The following is a 22560-nucleotide window of genomic DNA, read 5'->3' on the forward strand; positions in this document are numbered from 1 at the left end:
AGGTTGGCCAATGATATCGAGCCGTCTCGGCTGAAGGGGCGCCGGTTCTGGTGCCGATGAGGCGCTAAATATCAGGCTCGGTTCCCATAATCAGCCTCAGGCATTCTCGAACGGTGATAATGCGCGCCCCGCCATGGCGCCCGAGACTTAACAAGTCGGCCTTATCGCCGGTGATCAAAAGTTCGGCCATCCCGGCCTCGATCGTCGCCAGAAGATAGTTGTCCCAGGGATCCGGGCTGACGGACACGTCGGGCAGATTCTCTATGACAATGGCGCTGCCCTTGAGTTCATTGACGAGTCTGCCGGCAACGGCTGGATTCAAGCGGGCTCGCAGTTTGGGATAGCGTGTAACGCGCCGAATTTCCTCTAGCTGCTCCGCAGAGGTGATTAAGGTGACCTTGCCTTGGCGCCACAAGGCAATCAGCTGAAAGGGAAGCGACCGCCCGTGCAGGAGTGCGCTGACAAGCACATTGGTGTCGATGACAACGCGCATTGATCAGTTCCGACGCGCATCCGCAATCGCTTCGTCGATCAACTCGCTCATTTCTTCCGGCGAGACGTCATCGAAACCGGCACGGGCCTCGGCGAGCGTAAGATCGAGCAGGCGCCATTTCACGGACTCTTCAATGAAGCGCGATAGATCGCCCTTTTTCATTCCGCGCTGAGCTAGATATGTGCGGACATCAATGTCGGTTTCGGTCGCGACATTGACGGTCCAACGCGTCGCATCTCCCATAATCTAGACTCCTCATGGACGTTTAAGCGGATAAGCGCTTATCATCTTTTACGCCAATCTTCAATTGCGACATATGCGCTGGATCGACTTGCCACAGGGGGGCTCGATTTAGCTTACCCCGATTTTCGAGCCTCTGCACGGAACACAATAGATCGCAGCATCCACCTCGGCGCCGGATGTTCCGGCTCTCCACGTCAAACTGACGCGAGGCGCAAACGGACGCATGGCGACGCGGATCGAACAAGATGATCCACCGTTCGATGTCGAAGCTCGACGGCTTCGCCTATGCCGTGAGCTGCTTGTCGAACGGCAGATCATTGCGCGGTACCTCAAGAAGCAAGACTGGAGCCATGCGGGCTGGATCATGCTACTGGAACTCTATGTCGCGGATACGGTCGATAAAAGGCTGCCGGTTTCGAGCCTGGGATATGCGAGTGGCGTTTCGATTCCGACTGCGACGCGGCAGACCATTGAAATGGAATCCTGCAAATTTGTGGTTCGCGAGCGCGATCCTCACGACGGGCGTCGAACGAACATCGCCCTGACCGCTCGCGGTCGAGCCATCCTCAGGTGCATTCTAGACGACTATGCGAAGTCCCGGGCGAATGCCTGATGGCTGCCGCTTCCTCGATCGTCCAGAACGAAATCTGTCATGCCTAAACGAGAGACGAAGAATCTGGCTTCAAGGTTCAAGGGAGAAAGAGGGAAGCCGAAGTTGATGTAACTACAAAAGGAAATTGGAAAATCATCGGATCAGGGAAAGCAAAATGTCCATTTCCGGAAGCTCTTTTGATTCCTTCAATCGGCATCTTCTGATAGGCTGCCGACCGAGAAAACACATGCAGGCGAGCCACCTTTCCGACGCATCAACAGCCGATACCGTTCGGGAGCCCGTCGCGCGCGATTGGCTCTGGAAGCCGTGGTACGCGAAGCTTTGGTGGGCAGCGATTCCGGTCTACTGGGCAGGCGCGGCGGCCTCGCTGAAACTCCCGGCTCTGGCGGAGTTTTATACCAGCGCTCTGGCGGGCTATCTCAACATGCTCTTCTTCCCGCTGACGACGCTGCTGGTGCTTGGTTTTGGATTCATCCGAGCTTGGTTGAACAGGCCGCTGTCTGGCGAACCTCTCTCGGACGAGGAAATCGACGAACTCGAACAGATGAGGATGGAGGACGAGCACTGGGAGCGTCTTGGGCGACCTCATTGGTCGGTCGACATCTATGATCCGCGCTCCGGCGGACTCTATATAGGCAACCCACTCAGCCCTCAGCACCCTGGACGTCGAGATTAGCGCTTCTTGTAGCTGCTATCTCCGTCGAATGGACCATTTGCTAGGTCGGTAGAAAATCGGCCACTGCTCAAGATCGAGGATTGTTCAAGCGACGTCATCGGCCCAGTAATATCGGCGGTTCCACGTGCGGAATCGGCTTGCCCAAGGTAGCGATTTCGCAGCCCCTCGGGGCCAAGCACCTGACGGTTCAACTCGCTCGTAAATGTCGTTTCAGGGTTTACAGAGCGCGCAGCCGCCCGCTCTGCGGCGGATATCGCCTCGCGTACATCATAGTTTACGATATCGAGCGAAGCCCGAGCGGTCTCGTTACTCGTGCCCATGTCGCTGCTGCTATATCCCAAGCTGCCGCCGACGCTCCCTGACGTTGCTGTCTGTGATCGTTCCTTACCCTTGACCGAACCACCACGCGACGCATAATCACCGCTTTGGGCACTTGCGCCGACATTGCCGCCAACCGTCGTTCCCATTGAGATTTGGTCTTGCGCCGAGCGAGATATAGCCCGCTGCCACCCGGTCTGGGCCATGATCGCGGACACGTCGCGCTGAAGCGTATCGGCGACCTGCGGATTGAGCCGCCACTCGCCGTTGCGGTCCATTTCGAACCCTCCACGGAGCCAGTTGGCCATCATCGCCTGACCCTCGGGGCCGCTGCTCAGCATATGCTCGACAGTGTCGGGGCCGGCCTGCTTGCCGGCTTCATATTTGGTGCTGGTATCGCTGCGCGCGGACTGCGTGAACCCGGTGCTGCTCGATACGAGCAGATCATTGTCCGCGAAACTGAAGCGCGCGCGGCCCCCCTCGGCGATCGCGCCATATTGGCTGTCGTTGATGAGGCCGGCGGCGCGGAGCTGTCGCGCGACATCGGGCGAGACATTGAGATTGAGATCGCCATTCTGCGCCATGGCGAGCTCGCGCTTGGTCATGTTGATGCCCTCGCTGCGCAGCAGACCCTGCATGCGTGTGAGCCGCTCGTTGTCGACGATGCGCGTCAGCCGCTCATTGCGCGCGCGATCGGCAATCCCGGCCGCGCCGCCCTCGGCCATGTCGACCTGGTTGCCCGCCGTGCGGCTGAGTGCCTGGATGAAGCTGTCGAGCCGCGCCGCCTCGCGCGTGGAGACGCCGGCGGCGGCTGCGCCTTCCGCGAACCCGAAATTGTCGCTCTGCCGCCGCTGCTCGCCGATGCGCGCGGCGCCACGCACGCCGTCATGCCCGACCTCGCGCTGGGCATCGAGCTTGCCCGAGCGTTCGGCAAAGTCATAGCCAGCCACCTCGCGGGTGCGGCCATAGACGCTCTTTCCCTCACGCCCGGCCTCGGCTGTCGCGCCGTCGGCGGTGCCGAGCTGGACCGAGGCGTTATAGGTTTCCAGCGCGCGCATGACCTGCGCCTCGTTGCGGCCCGTCGCGCGGGAGAGCGAGGTGATCGCCGACGAGCGGGCCTCGCCCGAGAGGGTGTTGATGAAGCCCATGCGGCGCGAGGTTTCGTCGACGGACAGGCCGAGCATCGACGCGGCGTTGCGCTGGCCCTCGTTATTCCCGGTGCGCCACGCCTGCTCGGTTGCGACGTTGCGCCGTTCGATCCCGGCGACATTGTCGCCCGCATAGTCGCGCCGGCCTTCCATCGCGCCGACATTGACCTGCGCGGTGGTGAGATCGTTCCGCAGCATCGCCTCCTGGTCGTAGGTGTTGGCGATCAGCTTGGCGAAGGTCGGGTCGGCCGAAGCCTGTGCGATCACGGTCGAGGCCTTGAGCGCGGCATCCTTCTGGTCATAGCCATTGCGCTCGAAATGCCGCTGCGCGCCCTGCATCATCATGTCGTAGGCCCGCGTGTCACCGAACGCTTTCCACTGCACCATGTTCTGCGCGAAACCGGCGAAAGCCCGCTCGCCCGCCTGACCCGGCCCGAAATAGTTCGTCCCCAAGTTCCGCAGCGCGTCCTTCTCGGCGAAATTGTGGATCGCTGACGTCGTCGCATTGGCGCGCACGGCCGCGGCCGTCGCGGGATGGGTTAAGTCGCGGCCGACAAGAGCAGGAGCGAGGCCGCCAAGTTCGCGCGCGGCATCGGTCGCTCCGAGCGCAAAACCCGTCGTTCCCGCGATGCCCGGCGTCCGGTCGGCGAGATATCCGCCGGCCGCGCCGAAAGCACGATTGGCGCCCATGGCGGACCGCACCCCAAAATCCCCGAAGCTCGATGCCGCGCTGCGGCGCGCCGTCGTGCCGGTCGCCGAGGCCTGCGCCTCGAGCGCCTGAGCGCGGCCTTCGTGCGTCATGATCGGCGTCGCGGCCGCGGTGCCCTGGCCCTGCACGCCGAGCGCGCCGCTGGTGAAGGAGGTGAACACGTTGCCCGAGAAGCGGAACACGGTGAATACGAAGGCGCCGGCGAGCCCGGCGGCGGCGGTGCGAAAACTCCCGAAGATGGCCAGCGCCTTCATCGCCGACCCCGGTGCGAGCATCCAGGCATTGGCGGCGACATGGTTCGAGCGCATCTCGGCAAGCACATCCATCGCGCGGCCGAGCGTGAGCTGGTAGATGCCGGCATCGATCACGCCCCACATGGCGACGAAGACGAAGAGGCCGAGCGCGAAGCTCGCGACGCGCAGGTTGATCGGGGTCAGGATGAAGAGCAGCGCGATCGGCATCATGAACAGCATGATCCCGAAGACGGTGGCTCGGATCGTCGGCATCCATTCGTTCGCGGTCGACATGGTCGCGAGACCGCTCGAGACGACGGCGCGGTTGGCCATGACGCGCGCGGCGGTCGCGGGGCTGTCTTCGAACAGCACGTCGCCGACAGCATTGCCGAGGTTGATGTTGGTCATCAGCTGCTGGAGCGTCAGCGGCGTCGCCAGCATCTTGTCGCCGAGCGCGCCAAGATTGGACCTGCAGCGTTGAAGCTGGGCGGCGTTCGAGACATCATAGCCGGTACGCTCGCAGACCTGACGGCTGTAATCGTCGAACAGCGCCGGATCCGAAAGCCGGCCCGAGATATGCGTCCAGGCCTCGGTACAGCTCACCGTCGTTCCGCCCTTGTCGGTCGCGGTAAAGACGGTGCTGAAGGTTGCAGGGCCCGCCATCGCGGCGAAAGCCGCTGGAAGATCGTTGCTGGTGCGGAAGAGCTGATCGTCGTCGATGCCATAGGCGGGAGAGACGCGCGCGACGGGATAGCATTGCCGGACATAATCCTTGATCGTTGCATCGAGGAAGCTGTCAGTCATCGGCCCTCGCGGGCTAACAGCGTTCAGGAACAGGTCGAAGCTGTGGCCGCCGGCGCCGAACTCGAGCTTGGCATTGGGATCGATGGTATTGTCGTCAATCGTCTCAGCGATCGCGCGCTCCATCATGTTGGTGACGCCCGCGACCAGCACGATCAGGTTCGGGACGTCGCCAACGGGCTGATAGGCGTTGCGGACCCGGTCGTAGACATGGACGGTGCCCGTGGTCGCGACCATGCCGACGAAGAGCCCGATGCCGACGAGCGTCTGAAAGCCGAAAGCGACGATCCCCATGCCGTTGCCGCGCACGCTCGCGAGTAGCGCGCCGAGCGCGATCCCGGCGACCGCGACGATGAGCACCAGCGTTTCGTAGCGCGGATCGGCAAAGATCATCGAGACGAGCCGGAACGCATCGACGGTCTCGTTGAACCCGTCATAGGTGTGGAAGCTGGTCTCGAGTGCGAGCGCGGGAGCGGGCAGCAGCGCGACCAAGGCGGCGGCGAGCGCGGAAAGCGAACTGACACGCATGGCCGTCAGCGATTGCGGTTGGCGGCGGCGCCGGCGGCGTCGCGCGCGTCGCGGTCGCGCTGGCGAACGAGCCCGGCGTAATTTGCCGATAGGTTCGCCTGGTTCAGCGACGCCATATAGGACTGGCGCATCTGCGCGCGCTGCCGCAGCACTTCTTCGCGGAGATCGCGGAGCTGCTCGATGCCTTTGGTAAGGATGCGCGTCTGACAGATATTTGCGTTGCCGGCGTCGGCGGCACCGGCGACCGACGTTCCGCGTTCGGCATTGGACAGCGCGAAGTCGATGCTGCGGGTGAGGTCGTTGAGCATCTGGTAGGCGAGGGTCAGCGCGACCAGCTCGTCGGTATCGCCAATCACCGCGTCCTCGACGCCTTCGCGCACGCCCCATTCGAGCATGCGGTAGATGGGGAGGGTCTTCACATTGGCAACGAACTGCCGTTCTTCGGCCGTCAGTGCGGTGCGGGTGCGGATCTTGGTGGCGATCGCCTGCATCCGTTCGCGCGCGAGGACGAGCGCGCCGCGGCCCGGCCCGTCGACCCTGCAGTCCGCGCCCGTCGGCGGCAGGTTGAGCGATCGGGCCGGTACCCGCCCGGTCAGGAAATCCTCGACGGCCTCGGTATCCTGGCGCGGGCAGGCAGGGATGGCCGAGAAGAGCGGCACCTTGTCGGCCTGATCCCAGCGCATGTAAACATCGCCGACCCGCGCGCGCATGACGTTGGTCCATTCGCCTGCACCGACGCGCGCCGCGGCATGCGCGAGCAGTGAGCCGGTGCGGAAGATGTCGGTGACCTCGCGCGGGCAGTTGGCGAGCGCCTCCTTCAGATCCTCGGTCGGGTTGTTGTTGTTCGCCTCGATCTTCTCGCGGCTCTGCTGATAGCTTTTGGCATAGCCCTGCTTGATCGAGCGGTAGCCGGTCATCTCCTCGATGATCCCCGACATATTGTCGTCGCCCTTCGCAATCTGCACCATGCGGTTCGCGAGACGGCAGTCGTTGACCTGGATCGAGTTCAGGAAGTTGGTCGCGGCTTCCATTTTCGAGATGATGTTGCCCATCTTCTCGTCAAGGGTTTCGAGGAGATACTGGAAGGCGACGGCGGGCGCGGCCTGCAGGATGCTCTCGAGCTTCTGGACGAGATAGTCGGGATCGAGAAACGACATGCCGCCGAGGAACATGTCGATGCCACCGCAGCCCGCGCGCACCTTGGGCAGCGTCACGCTCGTCAGATAGTCGTGGTGGACGTCGACGCGGCCCGAGAAGCCGCCCGCGGTCACATAACCGCGCGCCTGGTCCTCGAAACTACCGGGCGACGTGTAGGTCACATTGTCGAACCAGTGTTCGGCCCAGCTTTGGGCATAGGCTCCCGGCGCGCCGGCTCCGCAGGTTGACATGATGAGGGCGATCATAATGGCGCGGCGGCCGCCAAGCGAGGACATCAGCGTTCTTTCTCAGGGGCGGGATGTGGCAGGCTGAACCCACTCATGGTCGCTTGTGTTGACCTCTCGCGACAAGGACAGAGGCACGTACGCGCCTCTCAGAGGCAAGGTCCTTCCGCTAATATGTCCCACGCGAAATGGGCCACTGCCATGTCGATCATCGCCTCGTCCCATGTTTCAGGGTCGGCAAGATGCCGTGATGGATTGCAAACGCTTTCAAAGGATCGTATGTGTATGATCTAAGAAAAGGATACACATCATGCGGACCAACATCGTCATCGATGATAATCTTATGAACGAAGCTCTTCGCGCGACGGGTCTCAAGACGAAGCGCGAGGCCGTTGAACTCGGCTTGCGGACGTTGCTTCGGCTTCGCAAACAGGACGAGATTCGAAGGTTCCGGGGCAAGCTCACCTGGGCGGGCGATCTTGACGCCATGAGAACCGACGGGTGATCCTCGTCGATTCCAGCGTCTGGATCAATTACTTCCGGGGCGATGCCACACCGCAGACGGAGAGGTTGGACGCGTTGCTTGGCGCGGAACCGCTGCTGACCGGCGACATCATTCTGGCCGAGGTTCTGCAAGGTTTTACCAGCGATCGCGCCTTCAACGTCGCGCTAAGATTGATGGGGTCTCTCGACCAGATCGATATCGGAGGTCGTGACGTCGCAATCCAGGCGGCCCGAAACTTTCAGACCCTGCGCGGAAAGAGGATTACCGTTCGCAAGACAATCGATACGCTGATCGCCACGCGATGCATCGAGGATGGATTGTCACTGCTCTATAGTGATCGCGATTTTGAACCCTTTGTGGAGCATCTCGGACTGGCGTCGGCCATGTCGAGCGCACGTTGATGTGTGATCACTTATCCTTGCAAATCTGGACCGTGGCTCCAGATTTGCAAGGATAAGTGATCGGCCAACTTGGCCTCGTCGCCTTGAAGGGAGTCTCGAACCGGCATTCGATCGAAATTATGGCTTCGTTCGGCGCTGCAATGAGATGCCCGGCCCCTGAGCAACAATTCCCGTGAATTTCGAAAACGCCCGGACCCCGGCTTGCAGGGCGCATGCCGGTCAGTATCTTTACGGCGAGATATAAATTGCGCGCGATATTGGGCGCATGATTCGGTGCCAACGGCAATCGGAATGATCCGGTTCGTATCGTTCACCGGTCGGACTCATGCGGCCGGGTATCCGGATTCAGGATAGGCTGTTTCGCTGAAGCTCGTCCGATCAGGTCTCGACTGATTTCTCGGGAGTGGGCAACGAGATTGCGCGTCTTTTCGCGAAGCATGAGCTGGCCAATAATCCCTTCAACATAGGCGGGATTCGTTTTGTTGATGACTGCCAGAGCCGTTTCGCACCTCGCGCGGCCGCAATGCTCAATAGCCCCGACTACATAGTCGGGTCCAAAATGCTCGGCGACCGCTGCAAGGTCGAACATATCGCGCGGCTGGAAACTCCAACCGCGATAGAAGACCTTTTTAGCGATGATTTCCGCTGGCGTTTCAAGCGCGATGGCGTGACCTTGAACGTCGTGCGCTCGTGTTGGATCTGGAATGATGCTGTCGCAGCAGATGAAATCAATTTCGCCCAGATCGTGATAAGCAAGCTTCAGCATATCGGTGCCTGCCTGATAGCTGTCAGGAGCGTGATCGAGTTTGATGCCTTGCGTTTCCGGATTGAGAAATGGGAGGATTTGTGGATCGTCCAGAAACAGGTCGATGTCGTGACTTTCACGATGATCGATCTGCAGCATCAGTGCGGTTCCGCCGCCGAAGCTCCACTGAGGCGCGAAGCCGTTCGCCTTCCTGAAATGGTCAAGAATATCTACGGCGAGATTGAAAAGGACCGGCCATTCGCTCGGCCGCTTTGCAGACACGGCGTCAGGCCGCCAGCGGTAGCGTGTAGCCCGAAAGTTCGGAGATTTTATCGGCGACTTGGCTCGCTTGACTTGCGTCTACGCCCATCGCTGCCATGAACTGTTCCTGGACGTTCAGCGGCACTTCGGAGAAGAAAGCGAAAACCGGCGCGTTGCAGTCAATCGCGCTCTTCAAGTCGACGATCATGGCAGCAAGCTGATGTGCGGAAACGGCCGCCCCATAAGGGGCGTTCACCGTCGTCAGCACTTGAGTTACAGCGTTTGCCATCATTCCACTCATAACACGATCCTGTTTGGATCGTTGTTTTCATATAGTCGCGAGCGGTTATCAAAACAAGAATCTCGCTCAGGTCGCGTCCTACGCCCGACGCGAGGCAATAATGACAAGACCAGATTCAGCTTATGAAGCATGCATCATGGCTTTGATGTTTCAAGCAGATTCCGCGCCAGAGCTAAGAAAGTTCCGTCCGGCTTATCGCGACGGGCCCCCAACGATTCCAGTGAATTTCGAGAGTGCGCGGACGCCTACCGCTGGGCGAACGCCCGTCAGCATCTTCGCGGCGAGATAGAGGTTGCGCGCTAAATTGGGCGCATGATCGGTCCCGACGGCGATTGGAATGATCCGGTTCGTATCGTTCATCGGACGCACCCATGCGACCGGATGCCCGATCCAGGGCAAGCCGAGCCGGCCCGATCGCAGCATCGCTTCCTGCGCGGAAATGGCGCGGACCTGCCAGCCATATCGCCTTCCCAGACTTCCGAGCTTGGTCCAGAGATCGGCGCAGGGAACGCAGCCGGGCGCGGTGCTCATCTCGACGACGAAGGCCGAACTGCGTCCGCGCAGTTCCTCGGTAAAGTCCGGCGGGAAAGCGCGCGTCACCGGAACGCGCGAGAGCCAGTGGTTCATCGCCGCAGTTGTTCCGACCGGATGGATCGCGGCGCGCGCTGCATCCTCGCGGCTGACAGTCTGCGCCATGCCGGGCGAAATGACTAGGATGCTCATGCTCAGCGCGCTTGCACATCGCGCCAACATACTGAACTCGCCTTGCAGGTAAGGGGATTTGCTCTTACCTTGTGCTATTGAAAGGACTCGCCACATGAACGCTGTTACCATTACCGCGAAAGGGCAGGTCACGCTGCGGAAGGAATTGCTCAGGCATCTCGGCGTCCATCCAGGCGACAAGATCAGCTTTGACAAACTCCCCGGCGGTGAAATCAAGATTCGGGCCATCAGGCCTTCCGGAAAGATTGAGGATTTCTTCGGGTCACTCAAGCGGGAAGGCCAGCGGCCCATCTCGATCGAGGAGATGAATGAGGCCATTGAAAAGGGCTGGGCCGGACAGCTGTGAAAATTACTGCCGACACCAATATCCTCGTCCGATCCGCAACGCTGGACGATCCCGTTCAAAGCCCCTTGGCAAAAAAGCTCCTGAAGGAAGCAGAACTTATTGCTGTGACGCTTCCGGCCTTGTGCGAGTTCTGCTGGGTGCTCAGGAAAGTGTATCGCTATGAGGCGGCAAGGGTCGCTGCATCGGTCAGATTGCTTATCGACGCCGGCAATGTCGCAGCGGACCGACAGGCTGTTGAAGCGGGGCTTGCAATACTGGAGCAAGGTGGAGACTTCGCTGATGGGGTCATCGCCCACGATGGCCAATGGCTGGGAGGCGAGACCTTCGTGAGCTTCGATCGAGGCGCTGTTGGCCTTCTGGCAAAGCATGGGCAAGCTGCGATGAACCCCGATCAATCGAAAGCTTGATCCGACTGCGCGGCGCTGCGCGGCAATAGACGCTGTCATCGACGCGGCTCCATGCTTGCGCCCACCAAATCGCCGCCGAGTGCGCGCGGATCGGTCGCCGATACCGGCCCGTTGCCGAGCGCATCGAAGAAACCATCTTCCTCGCCCGCGCCGGTCAGGAACTGCTCGGGGCGGATGTCGCCGAGCATCAGCCGCACGGCCTGGTATGTGGTCTGCGCGAGATTGGGATAGGATTCGACACCCGACGCGATCACCATCCTTGCCGAGCTGTCGCGGCGGATCACCATCGTCGTCGGCGTGATCTCGACGCCGAAGCGCTGGCCGAGTTCGGGACGGCGCTCGAGATCCATCTGTGTGACCTGCCAGCCCGTCTCCTCGCGGAACCGTTCGAGGATCGGCCATTGCACCCGGCAATAGCCACAGGAATTCCGCGAGAACATGACGAGCGCGAACTGGCCTGCGTGGGCGCGGAGATACCGGCGGCGAACCGCTTCCTTCTCGGCACCCATCGCCGCGCGCGCGTCGCCGACGATCGGGTTGGCGGACTTGGCATTGAGTTCGGGGTTCTGGAGCAAGGCGATCTGAGTCACGCCTGCGAACGCACGTGCCTTGCGCCGCGCGAAGTCCTGCAGCCGCCAGAAGTCCGCGACCGCGTCGACGGTGAGCACGGTCGCGGCATAGTCGCGTTGCTGCTCGATCAGCTTGCGGATTTTGGGCGGCGTCCATGTCGCCAGTTCCGCCATCGGCGGTATCGCCGGCTTCATCAGCGCGTCGGGCTCGGCATCCGCATCTTCGACCGGCGGCGGTGCCTGATACCACCAATAGCCCTGCTTCGGTTCGCGGGTGGGTGAGGTCGGCTGCGCGGCGGCGGGGAAGGCCGTGATGAGCGCCGCGAGGAGGGCAGGGCGGATCACAGCAGCTTCTCCATGCGGGTGAGGCGCGCGATCGGCACCGGTCCGTAATAGCGGCTGTCGAACCCGCTCGGGTGCAGCGAGCCGACATAGATCAATCCCGGCGGGATCAGCCCGTGATCGGGCCGCCAATAGTCGAGCCGCTGGCCACCCCGGCCATAAGGCTTGGTCACGCCGAGCAGCACGCCGTCGCAATAATACCAGCCATCCATGGCATCGGGCTCCATCGAAGATGGCTTTTCGATCAGCGATATCCGTTCGCCCGGCATGCAGAGCGCGCGCTTGGTCACCTTGACGGGCTCGGAGCCGGCCAGCGGATGTGAGAGCATGAACAGGACGAGGTCGCCCTTGGCGATCGGCCCCGGCGCCGCGCGCACCGCCAAGGCGTCGATCGACGGTGACATGACGAGAATGGCTTGCGGGATCGCCCACCAGGTCAGCAGCGCGAGGGGCACGAGGAGCGCCGTCGCCTTCCAGAGCCGGTCGGGGCGTGCGGGTTCGCCGAGCCCCGGACTGCCGAGCGCAACGGCTGCGCGCCGCGGCAGTCCCTTCAAACCGATCGCCAGATGCTTACCGGCCTTCCAGGCGAGACTGAGCATCGCGCACCTCCTCTTTTCCGCCGAGGCGGGCAATTTCCTCGAGCAAGCCAGAAAGCGCGGCATCGCCATAGGCGACGTGCGCAGCGCGCGGGCTTTCGTCTTCGCGCTCGCAATAGGGGAGCACCGGATCGCCCGGGATCATGGCGAGCGCGGGCACGCGGGTGACGCCGTGCTGGCGAAAGACCAGCGGGTCGACGATCACCTGCACGTCGCGCATCACGCATGCCGGTCCCTCGCAGCCGGGATCGAGGCGGAGAATCTCGGCGGTGAGCTTCGCCATCGGCGCGACCTTGGCCATCCCGCCCGGCATGCCGCGGAACGCGAGGACACCGCGTGCCTTCTCGAGCTGCGCTGCATAGGTGCGCAGCGTTGACGTCGGCATCGACGAGGAGACGAACAGCACAGGCACCCAGCCTTTCGCCGCCGGCGCCGGACCGGCATCGGCGACGGCCTTGATCTCGGGCGCTTCGAGCCCGAGTGCCTGGCCGAGCCGCTTCGCCATCGCCTCGCGCTCTGCGGCGAAGCGGTCTTTGCCGGTCTCAAGCGCATCGCGGGCGCGGGCTTCCATCGCTGGCGACTTGGCACGGTCGCGCATCGCCTCGAAGGCGCGCCGGCGTTCGACCTCGCTCGGCTTCGGCAGGTCAGATGGGCCGTTTTGCTGTTGGGCTTTGCGGCGCGACACCGCGCCCTTCAGCCGGTCCATCGCCGCTTCGCCCTCGCGTTCTACCTTCTCGCGCGCCGACGGGTTGTCGTCGATGCCCGGCGATATTTGCGCTGCGGCAAGGCCGGCGATGCCGGCTACGTCGGCGAGCGCCACCGCGAGTACGGCGCGGCGCCTAGCGGCCGATGGCCTGCATATAGGCATCGATACGATCCTTCATGTCTGACTGGATGTCGGCCTGCGCGCGGGCCTGAACTTCCGAATAATATTCGGAGAGGTCCATTCGGCTGAAGTCGAGCGCTTGGAACTCTTCGGGCGTGAACCCGCGGCAGTTCGGCGTCTTCACCGGTCCCCAGCCATCCGCGAACGACTTCAGCTGCGGGCGGCCCTGTTCCTGGATGATGCGGCCGAGCTTGGTATTGAAGCAGCAATGGCTGCGCGACTTCTGGACGCAGATGCCGAGGATCTTCGACGAGCAATAGGAGCCGACCTCGACGCACATGCCCGAGCCGCGTAGCATGCCCGTCTCCATGTCCTGCTGGTCGCAGGAGGAGAGGAGGAACTCGATCATGACGTTGACCGCGAGGCTGATCGCGATCGAGGTCGGATCGATGCCGACAATGATCGCATTGGCGCCCGCGCTCGCCGCCTGGCTTGCCGTCGCGCCCGCCTGGAAGGCGGCATAGGCGGCTTGGGCTCCGGTGAACACGCCCTTGGCGATCGCGATCTTCGTCTGCGTCGACGCGATCGACGAGCCCATTCCGTCCTTGACGATCTTACCCTTGTCCTTGCAGCAGTTGGAAAAGGTTGTCTTGAGGCCCGCTGGGCGGCAGCGCAGCGCGCGGCCGCCGAATATCTCGATGTTCCCGAGACAATTGCCGTCGGTGTCGACTTCGCCGTCGGCGGGCGCGCCCGGATCGTCGACGACGGGTTCATCCTCGATCGGGTTTGCCGCGGTATCGATGCAGGCGTTCGGCGAGCAACTCGGCACGCCGCCGCTCGCCAGCGTCTCGCACGCATATTGCGAACCAAGCGGGCAGGACGACGCGCCGCCGGGCTCGGGCGCGCACGATGCCCGTTCGATCGGGCACTGCCAGCTACCACCTTGCATCCCGACGCAGCTAGCGGTCTCGCCCGCGTCGTCGGCGTCACCATTGCCATTGAGGTCGACCGCGCAAATCTGCTGCGCCTGCGCTGCCGACGCGTAAACGGCGAGCGCGAAGGCGACGATGCCGAACAGGATCAGCGCGAGGCGCGACGGCCAGAAGAGAAAGCGGCCCATCATCGCGCTGTCGCCGTGCAGGCGAGATCGGCGCCAGCGAGCCTAACCGTTTGCATCATGACCACCGCCTCGGGAAAGGTATCAAGGCAGCCGCAGGGCGTGACGATGGTCTCGCCGGGACCGGCGGGACAGACATTGCCCGGTGAGCAGGCGTGATAGAAGGTGTCGAAGCCGGTCGGGCTGGTCTGCTGCGCGCCGACGACGCCCGCAGGCGCCGCGTCGGTATTGGCTTTCGCAGAGCGCGTCTTGCAGACCGCCTCGCAAGCTGGAACCGAGCCGCGATCGGGAAGCGCGAAGGCGCGCGTAGACGCGGCGCTGCCGCCGTCGGCCGTCCGAACGCGGTCGGCGAGCAGCGTCTCGGTCGAACGATCGATGATATAGGCGCCGCGCGACAGGTCGGGTTCGGGCATCGCGCCGGTGTCGATCGCGCATTTATAGGTCCGCTGGCGCAGGAAAAAGTCGCGGGTAAGGGTAGCGGTGCAACTGCCCGTGCCGAACTGGCGCGACCGCGGGAGGGGGCGAAGGCCGGTGCCGACGCCGTTCAGAAACGTCTGGACGCCATCGACGCTCTCGCTGTCGAGGCGGCACTTTTGATTGGCGCCAATATCTGCGCACTGGTCGACGAGCCGGTCGCTCGGTTCGCATGCGTCCGAAACGCGAATCTCGACGTCGACCAGTCCCCATTCGGTCGTGAGAGGCGCACCGCCGCCGCCGCCGCGCACGCGTGCCGACACCGTCGTCGGCCCCGCCCGCAGGTCGGTGGTAAAATCATAGGAGGTGTAATTGCGCGCCGCGCCGCCATCGGTGCGGCAGTCGCCTGAAGGCAATCCTGTCGTCAGCCACGGACGCGGCCCCGCGGAGCCGACGACGCGGCCGTTGATGCGGCCCTGGACCCAGTCGTCGGCGCCCATCTCGACGATCCGCGCCGACAGGAGCTTCGCGGGGTCGCTGACTTCGAAGCGCGCGGTGAAGATCGGCGGCGCGCTACTGCAATTGCCATCTCCGATGATGCGAAAGCGTCGGCAGCCTTCGCCGCAGCCCTGAACCGAATAGATGACGCCCGTCGCGGAGACGATATCCTCATACGCGAGCGGCCGCAGTGTGACGTCGCGTTCGATCGTGCAGGCGCGGACCTGTTCGGCCTTGCCGATGCCGGCGGGCGATCCCTTGAGGCTCTGGAACAGCGAGCTTCCGGCTGCGGTCGCCGCGGCGTCGCCGAGGATCGAAGTCGGACGGCCGCGATAGGCTGTTTGCGGAAGGTCCGGCAAAGCCGTGCAGGCGGTTGATTGCGCTCCGACATACTGGATCAGCGGGCCGTTGATGCGCGCCTCGGCCACGCCGACGCGGGGATCGTGGCTCGTGAGTGCGCCGATCGCGCCGCCGCCGAGATCCTTGAGCACCGACGGCAGATTGTCCATCACGAGATTCGCGCCGCAGCTATTGTTGATGCAATAGCAGCCCGCGAGTTCGGCCATTTCGGCGGCGGCGAGCCCCAGGTCGCCCGAGACATCGACGTTCCAACGATGATAGTTGCACGCGTTCCAGCTTCCGGGCTGGCAAGCGATGACGCCGTTGGCGCAGATGCCCGAGACGGGCACGGGCAAGGTGGACACGCGGTCGAAGCTGCCGTCGAGATCGGTGTCGCGGGCGATGCGGACGGTGTTGATGTCGCCCGTGCCGTCAGGCTGGATCAGGATTTCGAGGAGGCTCGATGTTTTCTGGCAGGCGAGACTCGGCGTAAAGCTCTGGCTGCGATCGACCGTCGCGATCGGCTGTCCGCTGAGGCCGGGGGTGAGGTAATTCTCCTGGATCGCCTTGCTGGTCGAGGACTTCGCGCGAGAAGCTTCCGCGGCTGCGCGCGCGCGGTCCTCGACTGACTGCGCCAGTGTGCTGGCGGAAGCCATTGCCGCCATCGGCAGCAACAGGAGAGAAACCGAGCGCTTCACGAACGATCACCGTCCACAGTGCGCGATCCATGCGCGAGCCGAAACAGGTCTCCCGCCCGGAAGTCATCGGATCCGGGCGAGAGGTGCCGATAGACGGCCTGGCCGTCGAACACCGTGAGCACCGCTTTTACCCGAGGACACGGCGGGATCAGGGCCGGTCTCGCTTGTGGCGATGGCAATTTACCCGTATCGTCTGCAGGTGGAGCGGCGCCCGAGAGGGGGCAGGGCGCCGCTCCCGCCTCGCGCGCCTGCCGGCAGCCACCGGGGCTGTGGCGGGCAGACCGGGCCGATTCCGGGCTGCGCACGAGACGATCGGGGAGTGCCGGGTCAGGGCGTCGAAATGCCGGCACAGCAGATCGCTTTCTCGAAGAGCATGAACTGGGCGTTGTCCTTGCCCGGCGCGTGTTTGCCGGAGGTCCAGAGCGCGCCGGGACGGCCGATGTTGACGCACTTGCCGCCCTTCACCGGCTCCATGAGCTGGAGTTTGTATCGGCTCTTGGTCCAGATCGGCTGCGGCTTGAACGAGCAGCCGTCCGCCGAATGGATGGTCAGCGCGCCGAGCCGGCCCATCATGAACGTGCCGCGCGCTGCCAGCCCCGCCCAGGCTTCGACGCGGTCGCCCATGTGAATGTCGCCGGCGACAGGATAGGTGCTTCCCCAACTGCCCATGCACCAGAAGAGCGGGTCGATGACCTTGCCCGCTGCCGCCGCGGCGCTGTCGGACATGCAGGCAAGGCCGGCCGCGGGATTGCCGAACAGGATGCCTTCGGGCTGGATGATCGCTCCCAGCGTCCCCGACTGCCAGGTCGGCATCACCTCGGTCATCAGCGCGACGTCGAAACCGTCATCCTCGAGGCACGGAAGATCGCTGAACATGTCGAGCATCTTCCAGACCGGCGCGACATAATAGTGCATCTGCGCGAACAACTTCGTCGTGTTCGTGCCGTCCGAAATCGACGACTGGCTGCCCTGGAGCTTGCCGCCGGTCGCCATGATGTCCGTGCCGAGCGCCATCATGCAGCCGGGTTCGGTCACCACGTCGATCATCCGGTTCGGAGTCCAGAAACTGACCTTGACACCGAACCAGAAGGTTGCACCTTTGCGGCACGCACACAGCGGTTTCGACGCCGATTGTGCGTCGAGCGCCTTGTCGAGCTTGTCGTAGCTGCCGGCGCGCACGCCGCCGATGGTGATGGGGAAGATGCAGTTCCAACGCACCTTGGTGATCGGGTTGAAGATCGTGTCGCTCGGACATTTGGATGCTTGCGCTGGAGCGGGGATGAAAGCGAGAACTGCGCCGAGCCCGACGGGTACCGCCCAGCGAAAGGACCGGCGCGTCTTCTTCGGCTCGACTTGGCGCCTGGCGCCGCTGCTCCCCGATGCGGAAGTCGCGCGCAAGTGTCGGCAAGCTGGCATGACTTCTCCGTTCCGCCAGGTAGGGCGCTGAAAAGGTTGGATGAGGCTTCGGCGCTCTGTATGGGCGATTGGCCTGCCCGAAGCGGAGATGGACCCGCCGACATGCTCGTCGCAACCAGATGGGAAAGGATATGCCGCGGATGGGCACATCGTTGCCGCTATCAGCGGTGCGGGGCCGGCTTCCGTGACGCTGAGGTTGGATTTGCCGATCAGATGTCTGCTCGCGGTCCCGTCGCGTCCTTGCGGACCAGACCATGGCGAAGGGAAGGCACCAAAGCTCGCTTCTTGCGAAGCGAGTTCCTCCAGGCATCAACGAAGTCGACGATCGGGCCAAATGGGACCCTGCGGAATCTTGCGAACTTCATCGAAGTAAAAAAAGACGCCCGTCCAGCCGAAGCCAGGCGGGCGTCAAGATGAAGAACTCTGTCTTCGTTTCCGAGTAGAGCTCCCCTGGGTCGCGGCGTCCGAATAGGCGGATGACCGGATTTGCGATTGGATGAAGGCGCCAAAAAAGAGCTGGCGAAATTACGGCGTGCTCGCCGAGCGTAGGATTTGGCTCGCGGGAGCCGGGCCTTTTCGTTCAAGCGCGAACTCGCTGACCTCGAGCTTTTGTCCGACCTGCGCGACTATGACCGGCGCAACGCGAAGATCGAGCCGCTCCTTCACGCGCTCTTCGAGAATGAACAGCGGGCGCGCAACCTTCTCTCCGAGTGCGATCGGGTCGGTCACCTCCGGGCCGCCCCCGGCGAGCAATATCCAGTCGCTCGCCCGCGCGTGGCCAAGCGCCCAGTTCAGGTCGCGCGAATGAACCACGATCAGGCGCTGCGGCATCGACACATAGGTGAGGGGGTTGAAGGTGTAGCCTTTGGGATAGAGCAGTTTGCCGTCGTCCAACCGGACCTCAAAATCGAGCGTGTGGAACGGCACGACGCTTCGTTTCCTGTTCGCGCGCGCAACGCCGAGTGCGGCTGACTGCATTGCGCTCCACTTCTCACGCGGACCGAAACGACCCGCGATGCTTTTCGGCTGCTGCGCAACGCGCGCCTCGATTTCAGAAAGGGCATCGGGTTCAGCGATCGCCCAGGTGCGCCCGACCGCCGCGGTCTGTCCACGCGCCGTGGCGGCGATGACGAATGCCCCAAACACGAGCATCAACGAGGTGCCAAACTGCCAGGCGGCCACTCGAATGCTACCGCGATCATGTTCCACGACGATATCTCCTCCATCTTTCTCGCGGATCGGAGCTGCCAACACCGATGATCGCACCGACAAGTGAAACCAACGAGAGAAGGCTCAGCACGACGATGAGCGATCGCGGCGAGTTCGCGATTGGGCCGGGCGCGGCGAAGAGGATGAGGGCTTGCGCCTGGCCGAGCATCAGGCCACCGACGGCCAACCTGACCGCGATGGGCGAAGGAGCGTGGGAGAGGAGGCCGTTCATCGTGTCCGCCGATGACCGCGCCACCGGAGCATCAGACCGCTCGTCACGGACGAGAGCCAGATCAGGAGCAGCCCGCTTGCGAAGCAAGCGATTCCGACCGTCACCGACGCCTGCGTAAACAGCGACGTCGGCTGGTCAACCAGCAGTCCGGCGATGAGAACGAGGCCAGCCATCATGACGGATTCGATCATGACGAGCCGGAACCGCCAACCCAGTGCCTGCCGCTCGGCCACTGCCGCAACGGCCGCGTCGAACAGCGCCCGATCGGCGGGCAACATGGCGTCGAGCTGCATCGCTAGCTCGTCGGGATGGAGCGAAGGCCGCTTCATGCCGCTGGCTCCGATGCTCGCGGCAAGTCGCGGCGATCGCCCAATATCTCGCGGGGATCGACGTCGGCGAGCTCGCACACAGCCTCGAGCGGCGATCGCCCGGCCCGGATCAGTGCTTCGAACGCCGCGACTTCGCCGGGCGCGCTGGTGTTGATCCAGTAGCTGAAGGGATCGACGACAAGCCGCGCGACCCCGAGCCCGAGCGGAGAGTCGATGAAGACCTCGCTATAGTTCGGCTTGTTGTTGCGGACCGATTTCAGGAGGTCGAGGACGAACCCGGAATAGTCAAGAATTTTGCTCTCGACAGCACGATCATAGGTGGAGCCTTGCAGGAGGAACCGCGTCGCCGCATTCTCGAGGATGACTTGGCCTGTGCCGCCGAACAGCGTGAGGTCGTTCATAGACTGGAGGACGATGCCGAAGCTGCCCTGATATTTGCGGGCACGGCGGTAGCCTTGTGCGAAGGCTTCAGCCAGCCGCGACAGATCCTGACCATCGCTTTTCGTCATGAACTGCGCTGCTTCGTCACAAAGCACGAAGCGGGGCCGGTCGCGCGCCGAGAGGTAGAGCTCCTGCGTCACCGCATTTACCACCACCATGACGATGACGTTGAACAGGTCAGGCATGGCTTTCAGCCGCTCGAGCTCGAGGACGACGAACTCGTCGGCGGAGATGTCGAAGGTCGACGGCCCGTTGAAGAAGTGCCCGTAAGCGCCATCCGAGCCGAAATCCCTGAGATTGAACGCGAGCTCGCGCGCGACCGGCTTCAGATGCTCGACACGGTCGAGATCGGCTGCGGCAAATTGCGGATAGGCACCGAGCCAGGCGCGGACCCAGTCGATGCCTTCATCGGCATAGCCCCCATCGATCGTCCACTGGACGGCCGACTTGATGAGATTCCATTCTGAGGTCGAAACGCCTTTGCGCGTCGCCGCGTTCGCCATCTCGGCAACGATCGCGACCGCCATCGCGATCGCCGAATGCTTGTCCTCGCCGTCGAGCGCGAGCCCGAGGTCGAACGGGTTCAGAACCAGCCGTTCCTCGCCGACGTCGATATAACGACCCGAGCAGAGGGTGCAGAGCTTGCGGTAGGAACCGCCAATGTCGATGATGCGGATGAGGGCGTTCTGGGCATAATATTGCCGGCAGAGATCGTTGAGGAGGAAACTCTTGCCCGCGCCGCTTTCGGCCGCGACCACAAAATTATAATTGTTGATGCGCGGATCGAAGAGGTCGAGTGTGACGAGCTGACCCTTGCGGCCCACATAGAGCAGGGCAGGGCGGCCGCCTCCGCGAAAGTCGGTCTGGATCGGCACCATCAGCGCTGCCGCCTTCACCGGCATCCGGAAATCGCGCTCGAGCATCTTGATCGTTCGGCGCTCGGGATAAAGGCCGAACGGCAGGCTCGCGGTCAGCAAGATCGGATTGAGGTAGGATTCTTCCTGCACCATCCAGGGCAGCGGTTCACTTTCCCAGAGGCGCTTGGCGCGCGCGGCCATCTCGCGGGCGTGATGGGAATCGCGGCCGAACACCCAGACGGTCGGCATGACCGAGACGAAACGGCTGTTGCCGGCCTCGTCGAGCACCCAGCCGATTTCCTCGATCTGTTTGCCGACCTCGACCGCAAAGCTGCCCGCCGCTTTCTGCGCCGACAATATCTGGGCGCGCTTGTGAATTTCGAACTGCGAATGGTCGAAGAGGATGTTGAGGCAATAGAGGAAGGGGCCGCCAATCTGGTCGCTGTCCTCGGCGCTCCCGCGCATCCCGCCCATCAGCCGGTTCATGCGTTCCGCGGTAACCCGCCTCGCCGGCGCTTTCGGCGTCAGGCAGCGTGCGACCTGGCCCCCGAGGAACACTTCGGGTCCGTCGAAAGCGAGATCGGGTCCGGCATCGACGATCTGCTTGCGGATCGGCGGGGCGGGGTGCCCGGCTGCACCGCTGGCGAATACGCCAGGAGCGTCCTCGAAGACGCCGTTGAAGATACGGCGATAGAAGGAGATCATTTCGTGCGGCTCGACGCGGCGAATGCCGAGCTTGGCAAGCTGCTCTTCGATCTGGCGGCGCAGGTCGCTGTGCATGGGGGCGCGCGTTTTGACAGCGAGGAAGGTCCGGAAATCACGCACCGGAATGCCGTGGAGCGCGCCAAGCCCGTCCCGGCCTTCGTTCAGATAAGCGTGCGTCCGGCGCGCCGATGCCTGGATCAGCGGATCTGGCCGGGTCTTGAGGTCGAGATAGGCGTCGAGCGCTGGCGCAATCAGCGGGTCGGCGAAGCTGATAAGCTGGACGACGCTGTTCTCGGGAAACTGGACGTTGAACAGGCCGAGCAGCGCCTGGTGAACATGCGCGAACATATAGGCGGCAGGGGTCAACTCCCAAGCATAGCCCCAGCCATCATCGATGCAGAGAAAGGCTTCCTCTTCCTCGACCCAGGCGACGAGCGGGAGGAAATCCGAATAGCGGTCGCGCGCAACGGCGCGGTGCAGGTCGGAGAAGGTAAGACCACCGCCGGTTCCGGGCGCCTTCATGGCCGCGGCTCCGCGCGCGCGGGCACAACCGGCGGCGTCAGTTCGCTTCCGGGCACCTCGCGGATCTGCTCGAGCACCGGCACGCGCGCCGCGGCTGAGACCAGCGGCACGAGATAGCCGCCGACGACCCAGGAGGGGGTCTCGAGCACCGAATAGACGAAGCGCGACATGTAGAGCCGGTCGGGCCGGTTCCGATCGGCATAGGGCAGGATCAGTGTTCGCACCGCCTGCGCCGGCCGCAGCATCGGCGTCTCGGGCGCCTCGATCAGCCCCTGAAGCTCCCGGTAGACGCTGTCGCGGTAATCACCATAGGCATCAGCATCGCTGCGTCCTCGGCGCGCGGTGCCGCGCTGGTTCGCCTTGAGCAATATCTTGTCGCGTGTCACCGCCGGGTCCGAACGCGAAGCCCGGCCCTCCGCCGCATCCTCATAGGCTTTCTCGGGATGGATGCACTGGCCGTGATCGTCGTTCTTGCAGCTGAACTTTTCGCTGTACGGCGACATCGCTGAGCCGAGCGTTGCGCACCCTGAGAGTGGCAAGACGCCGGCAAGCAAGAGTGCGGCTGAGCAGAGGCGCGCGCGGCGCCGGTTTGACATATCGGTCATCGATATTCCTCC

At 63.3% G+C, this 22560-nt stretch carries 24 protein-coding genes; 6 read left to right on the forward strand and 18 right to left on the reverse strand.

Annotation, left to right across the window (positions count from 1 at the left end):
- Positions 1-64: 64 nt before the first annotated feature.
- Positions 65-493 carry a putative toxin-antitoxin system toxin component, PIN family gene (locus J2X38_RS21825; RefSeq protein ID WP_039575528.1) on the reverse strand — a complete coding sequence of 143 codons (429 nt, stop codon included), beginning with the start codon at positions 491-493 and terminating at the stop codon, positions 65-67.
- Between the two features lie 3 nt (positions 494-496).
- Positions 497-736, reverse strand: coding sequence for a ribbon-helix-helix domain-containing protein (locus J2X38_RS21830; protein ID WP_039575525.1), 240 nt, complete (start codon positions 734-736; stop codon positions 497-499).
- Positions 737-959: 223 nt separating this feature from the next.
- On the opposite strand from J2X38_RS21830, the gene J2X38_RS21835 reads away from it, so the two are divergent.
- On the forward strand, positions 960-1349 hold the full coding sequence (locus J2X38_RS21835; RefSeq protein ID WP_052208293.1) for a MarR family winged helix-turn-helix transcriptional regulator: 390 nt from the start codon (positions 960-962) through the stop codon (positions 1347-1349).
- A 154-nt stretch (positions 1350-1503) separates the two neighbouring features.
- Positions 1504-2025 carry a hypothetical protein gene (locus tag J2X38_RS21840; RefSeq protein ID WP_228383647.1) on the forward strand — a complete coding sequence of 174 codons (522 nt, stop codon included), beginning with the start codon at positions 1504-1506 and terminating at the stop codon, positions 2023-2025.
- Here the strand turns inward: J2X38_RS21840 and J2X38_RS21845 are convergent.
- Positions 2022-5762 carry a conjugal transfer protein TraG N-terminal domain-containing protein gene (locus tag J2X38_RS21845; RefSeq protein WP_039575519.1) on the reverse strand — a complete coding sequence of 1247 codons (3741 nt, stop codon included), beginning with the start codon at positions 5760-5762 and terminating at the stop codon, positions 2022-2024. The two genes, J2X38_RS21840 and J2X38_RS21845, sit on opposite strands and share 4 nt — an antisense overlap.
- A 5-nt stretch (positions 5763-5767) precedes the next feature.
- Positions 5768-7150, reverse strand: a complete 1383-nt coding sequence (locus tag J2X38_RS21850; protein WP_228383646.1) for a conjugal transfer protein TraH — start codon at positions 7148-7150, stop codon at positions 5768-5770.
- A gap of 304 nt (positions 7151-7454) precedes the next feature.
- On the opposite strand from J2X38_RS21850, the gene J2X38_RS21855 reads away from it, so the two are divergent.
- Both J2X38_RS21855 and J2X38_RS21860 read left to right on the forward strand, forming a co-directional pair.
- Entirely contained in the window at positions 7455-7649 is a 195-nt protein-coding gene (locus tag J2X38_RS21855; RefSeq protein ID WP_039575512.1) for a type II toxin-antitoxin system VapB family antitoxin, read from the forward strand.
- Positions 7646-8050, forward strand: coding sequence for a PIN domain nuclease (locus J2X38_RS21860; protein ID WP_039575509.1), 405 nt, complete (start codon positions 7646-7648; stop codon positions 8048-8050). Before J2X38_RS21855 ends, J2X38_RS21860 begins: the two co-directional genes overlap by 4 nt.
- A 310-nt stretch (positions 8051-8360) precedes the next feature.
- Here J2X38_RS21860 and J2X38_RS21865 read toward each other — a convergent pair whose 3' ends face one another.
- From J2X38_RS21865 to J2X38_RS21875, 3 genes are all read right to left on the reverse strand, one after another.
- Positions 8361-9077, reverse strand: coding sequence for a nucleotidyl transferase AbiEii/AbiGii toxin family protein (locus J2X38_RS21865; RefSeq protein ID WP_052208291.1), 717 nt, complete (start codon positions 9075-9077; stop codon positions 8361-8363).
- 4 nt (positions 9078-9081) lie between these two features.
- Entirely contained in the window at positions 9082-9357 is a 276-nt protein-coding gene (locus tag J2X38_RS21870; protein WP_223181289.1) for a hypothetical protein, read from the reverse strand.
- Between the two features lie 192 nt (positions 9358-9549).
- Positions 9550-10080 carry a hypothetical protein gene (locus J2X38_RS21875; RefSeq protein WP_052208289.1) on the reverse strand — a complete coding sequence of 177 codons (531 nt, stop codon included), beginning with the start codon at positions 10078-10080 and terminating at the stop codon, positions 9550-9552.
- Between the two features lie 94 nt (positions 10081-10174).
- Here J2X38_RS21875 and J2X38_RS21880 point away from each other — a divergent pair, with 94 nt between their 5' ends.
- Both J2X38_RS21880 and J2X38_RS21885 read left to right on the forward strand, forming a co-directional pair.
- Positions 10175-10426, forward strand: a complete 252-nt coding sequence (locus J2X38_RS21880; protein ID WP_039575504.1) for an AbrB/MazE/SpoVT family DNA-binding domain-containing protein — start codon at positions 10175-10177, stop codon at positions 10424-10426.
- A complete protein-coding gene (locus tag J2X38_RS21885; protein WP_039575502.1) occupies positions 10423-10833 on the forward strand; it encodes a type II toxin-antitoxin system VapC family toxin in 411 nt (136 codons plus the stop codon). Before J2X38_RS21880 ends, J2X38_RS21885 begins: the two co-directional genes overlap by 4 nt.
- Positions 10834-10868: 35 nt before the next feature.
- On the opposite strand, the gene J2X38_RS21890 is transcribed toward J2X38_RS21885, so the two are convergent.
- The 11 genes from J2X38_RS21890 to J2X38_RS21940 all read right to left on the reverse strand — a co-directional run bounded on the left by J2X38_RS21890 (position 10869) and on the right by J2X38_RS21940 (position 22548).
- Positions 10869-11747, reverse strand: a complete 879-nt coding sequence (locus J2X38_RS21890; protein ID WP_039575499.1) for a conjugal transfer protein TraF — start codon at positions 11745-11747, stop codon at positions 10869-10871.
- Positions 11744-12343 carry a S26 family signal peptidase gene (locus J2X38_RS21895; RefSeq protein WP_039575497.1) on the reverse strand — a complete coding sequence of 200 codons (600 nt, stop codon included), beginning with the start codon at positions 12341-12343 and terminating at the stop codon, positions 11744-11746. Before J2X38_RS21895 ends, J2X38_RS21890 begins: the two co-directional genes overlap by 4 nt.
- On the reverse strand, positions 12315-13208 hold the full coding sequence (locus tag J2X38_RS21900; RefSeq protein WP_039575495.1) for a type-F conjugative transfer system pilin assembly protein TrbC: 894 nt from the start codon (positions 13206-13208) through the stop codon (positions 12315-12317). Before J2X38_RS21900 ends, J2X38_RS21895 begins: the two co-directional genes overlap by 29 nt.
- Positions 13180-14289 carry a conjugal transfer protein TraN gene (gene traN / locus J2X38_RS21905; protein WP_039575491.1) on the reverse strand — a complete coding sequence of 370 codons (1110 nt, stop codon included), beginning with the start codon at positions 14287-14289 and terminating at the stop codon, positions 13180-13182. The genes J2X38_RS21900 and traN overlap by 29 nt, the downstream gene beginning before the upstream one ends.
- The gene (locus J2X38_RS21910; RefSeq protein WP_294048538.1) at positions 14286-16190 is read right to left on the reverse strand and encodes a hypothetical protein; all 1905 of its coding nucleotides are present in this window, start codon (positions 16188-16190) and stop codon (positions 14286-14288) included. Before J2X38_RS21910 ends, traN begins: the two co-directional genes overlap by 4 nt.
- A gap of 369 nt (positions 16191-16559) precedes the next feature.
- A complete protein-coding gene (locus tag J2X38_RS21915; protein WP_232014684.1) occupies positions 16560-17648 on the reverse strand; it encodes a TraU family protein in 1089 nt (362 codons plus the stop codon).
- A 525-nt stretch (positions 17649-18173) separates the two neighbouring features.
- Positions 18174-18800, reverse strand: a complete 627-nt coding sequence (locus tag J2X38_RS21920; RefSeq protein WP_039581035.1) for a conjugal transfer protein TraW — start codon at positions 18798-18800, stop codon at positions 18174-18176.
- A 46-nt stretch (positions 18801-18846) separates the two neighbouring features.
- Positions 18847-19089, reverse strand: coding sequence for a hypothetical protein (locus tag J2X38_RS21925; RefSeq protein WP_054724994.1), 243 nt, complete (start codon positions 19087-19089; stop codon positions 18847-18849).
- Positions 19086-19382 carry a hypothetical protein gene (locus tag J2X38_RS21930; protein ID WP_310257451.1) on the reverse strand — a complete coding sequence of 99 codons (297 nt, stop codon included), beginning with the start codon at positions 19380-19382 and terminating at the stop codon, positions 19086-19088. The genes J2X38_RS21925 and J2X38_RS21930 overlap by 4 nt, the downstream gene beginning before the upstream one ends.
- A gap of 32 nt (positions 19383-19414) precedes the next feature.
- Complete coding sequence (locus tag J2X38_RS21935) at positions 19415-21943, reverse strand: TraC family protein (RefSeq protein WP_039575485.1); 2529 nt, start codon at positions 21941-21943, stop codon at positions 19415-19417.
- Positions 21940-22548, reverse strand: a complete 609-nt coding sequence (locus J2X38_RS21940; RefSeq protein ID WP_039575484.1) for a TraV family lipoprotein — start codon at positions 22546-22548, stop codon at positions 21940-21942. Before J2X38_RS21940 ends, J2X38_RS21935 begins: the two co-directional genes overlap by 4 nt.
- Positions 22549-22560: the final 12 nt, after the last annotated feature.

It is taken from the genome of Sphingopyxis sp. BE235 (assembly GCF_031457175.1).
GTDB lineage: Bacteria > Pseudomonadota > Alphaproteobacteria > Sphingomonadales > Sphingomonadaceae > Sphingopyxis.

Excerpts from the sequence above, each read along its gene's own strand:
- J2X38_RS21835 (WP_052208293.1), top strand. The coding sequence starts at position 960 with ATGGCGACGCGGATCGAACAAGATGATCCACCGTTCGATGTCGAAGCT.
- J2X38_RS21940 (WP_039575484.1), bottom strand. The coding sequence starts at position 22,548 with ATGACCGATATGTCAAACCGGCGCCGCGCGCGCCTCTGCTCAGCCGCA.
- J2X38_RS21870 (WP_223181289.1), bottom strand. The coding sequence starts at position 9,357 with ATGAGTGGAATGATGGCAAACGCTGTAACTCAAGTGCTGACGACGGTG.
- J2X38_RS21850 (WP_228383646.1), bottom strand. The coding sequence starts at position 7,150 with ATGTCAACCTGCGGAGCCGGCGCGCCGGGAGCCTATGCCCAAAGCTGG.
- J2X38_RS21935 (WP_039575485.1), bottom strand. The coding sequence starts at position 21,943 with ATGAAGGCGCCCGGAACCGGCGGTGGTCTTACCTTCTCCGACCTGCAC.
- J2X38_RS21920 (WP_039581035.1), bottom strand. The coding sequence starts at position 18,800 with ATGCTCGTGTTTGGGGCATTCGTCATCGCCGCCACGGCGCGTGGACAG.
- J2X38_RS21825 (WP_039575528.1), bottom strand. The coding sequence starts at position 493 with ATGCGCGTTGTCATCGACACCAATGTGCTTGTCAGCGCACTCCTGCAC.
- J2X38_RS21900 (WP_039575495.1), bottom strand. The coding sequence starts at position 13,208 with ATGCCTATATGCAGGCCATCGGCCGCTAGGCGCCGCGCCGTACTCGCG.
- J2X38_RS21875 (WP_052208289.1), bottom strand. The coding sequence starts at position 10,080 with ATGAGCATCCTAGTCATTTCGCCCGGCATGGCGCAGACTGTCAGCCGC.
- J2X38_RS21910 (WP_294048538.1), bottom strand. The coding sequence starts at position 16,190 with ATGGCTTCCGCCAGCACACTGGCGCAGTCAGTCGAGGACCGCGCGCGC.
- traN (WP_039575491.1), bottom strand. The coding sequence starts at position 14,289 with ATGATGGGCCGCTTTCTCTTCTGGCCGTCGCGCCTCGCGCTGATCCTG.
- J2X38_RS21830 (WP_039575525.1), bottom strand. The coding sequence starts at position 736 with ATGGGAGATGCGACGCGTTGGACCGTCAATGTCGCGACCGAAACCGAC.
- J2X38_RS21880 (WP_039575504.1), top strand. The coding sequence starts at position 10,175 with ATGAACGCTGTTACCATTACCGCGAAAGGGCAGGTCACGCTGCGGAAG.
- J2X38_RS21925 (WP_054724994.1), bottom strand. The coding sequence starts at position 19,089 with ATGAACGGCCTCCTCTCCCACGCTCCTTCGCCCATCGCGGTCAGGTTG.
- J2X38_RS21930 (WP_310257451.1), bottom strand. The coding sequence starts at position 19,382 with ATGCAGCTCGACGCCATGTTGCCCGCCGATCGGGCGCTGTTCGACGCG.
- J2X38_RS21840 (WP_228383647.1), top strand. The coding sequence starts at position 1,504 with ATGTCCATTTCCGGAAGCTCTTTTGATTCCTTCAATCGGCATCTTCTG.
- J2X38_RS21855 (WP_039575512.1), top strand. The coding sequence starts at position 7,455 with ATGCGGACCAACATCGTCATCGATGATAATCTTATGAACGAAGCTCTT.
- J2X38_RS21915 (WP_232014684.1), bottom strand. The coding sequence starts at position 17,648 with ATGCCAGCTTGCCGACACTTGCGCGCGACTTCCGCATCGGGGAGCAGC.
- J2X38_RS21845 (WP_039575519.1), bottom strand. The coding sequence starts at position 5,762 with ATGCGTGTCAGTTCGCTTTCCGCGCTCGCCGCCGCCTTGGTCGCGCTG.
- J2X38_RS21895 (WP_039575497.1), bottom strand. The coding sequence starts at position 12,343 with ATGCTCAGTCTCGCCTGGAAGGCCGGTAAGCATCTGGCGATCGGTTTG.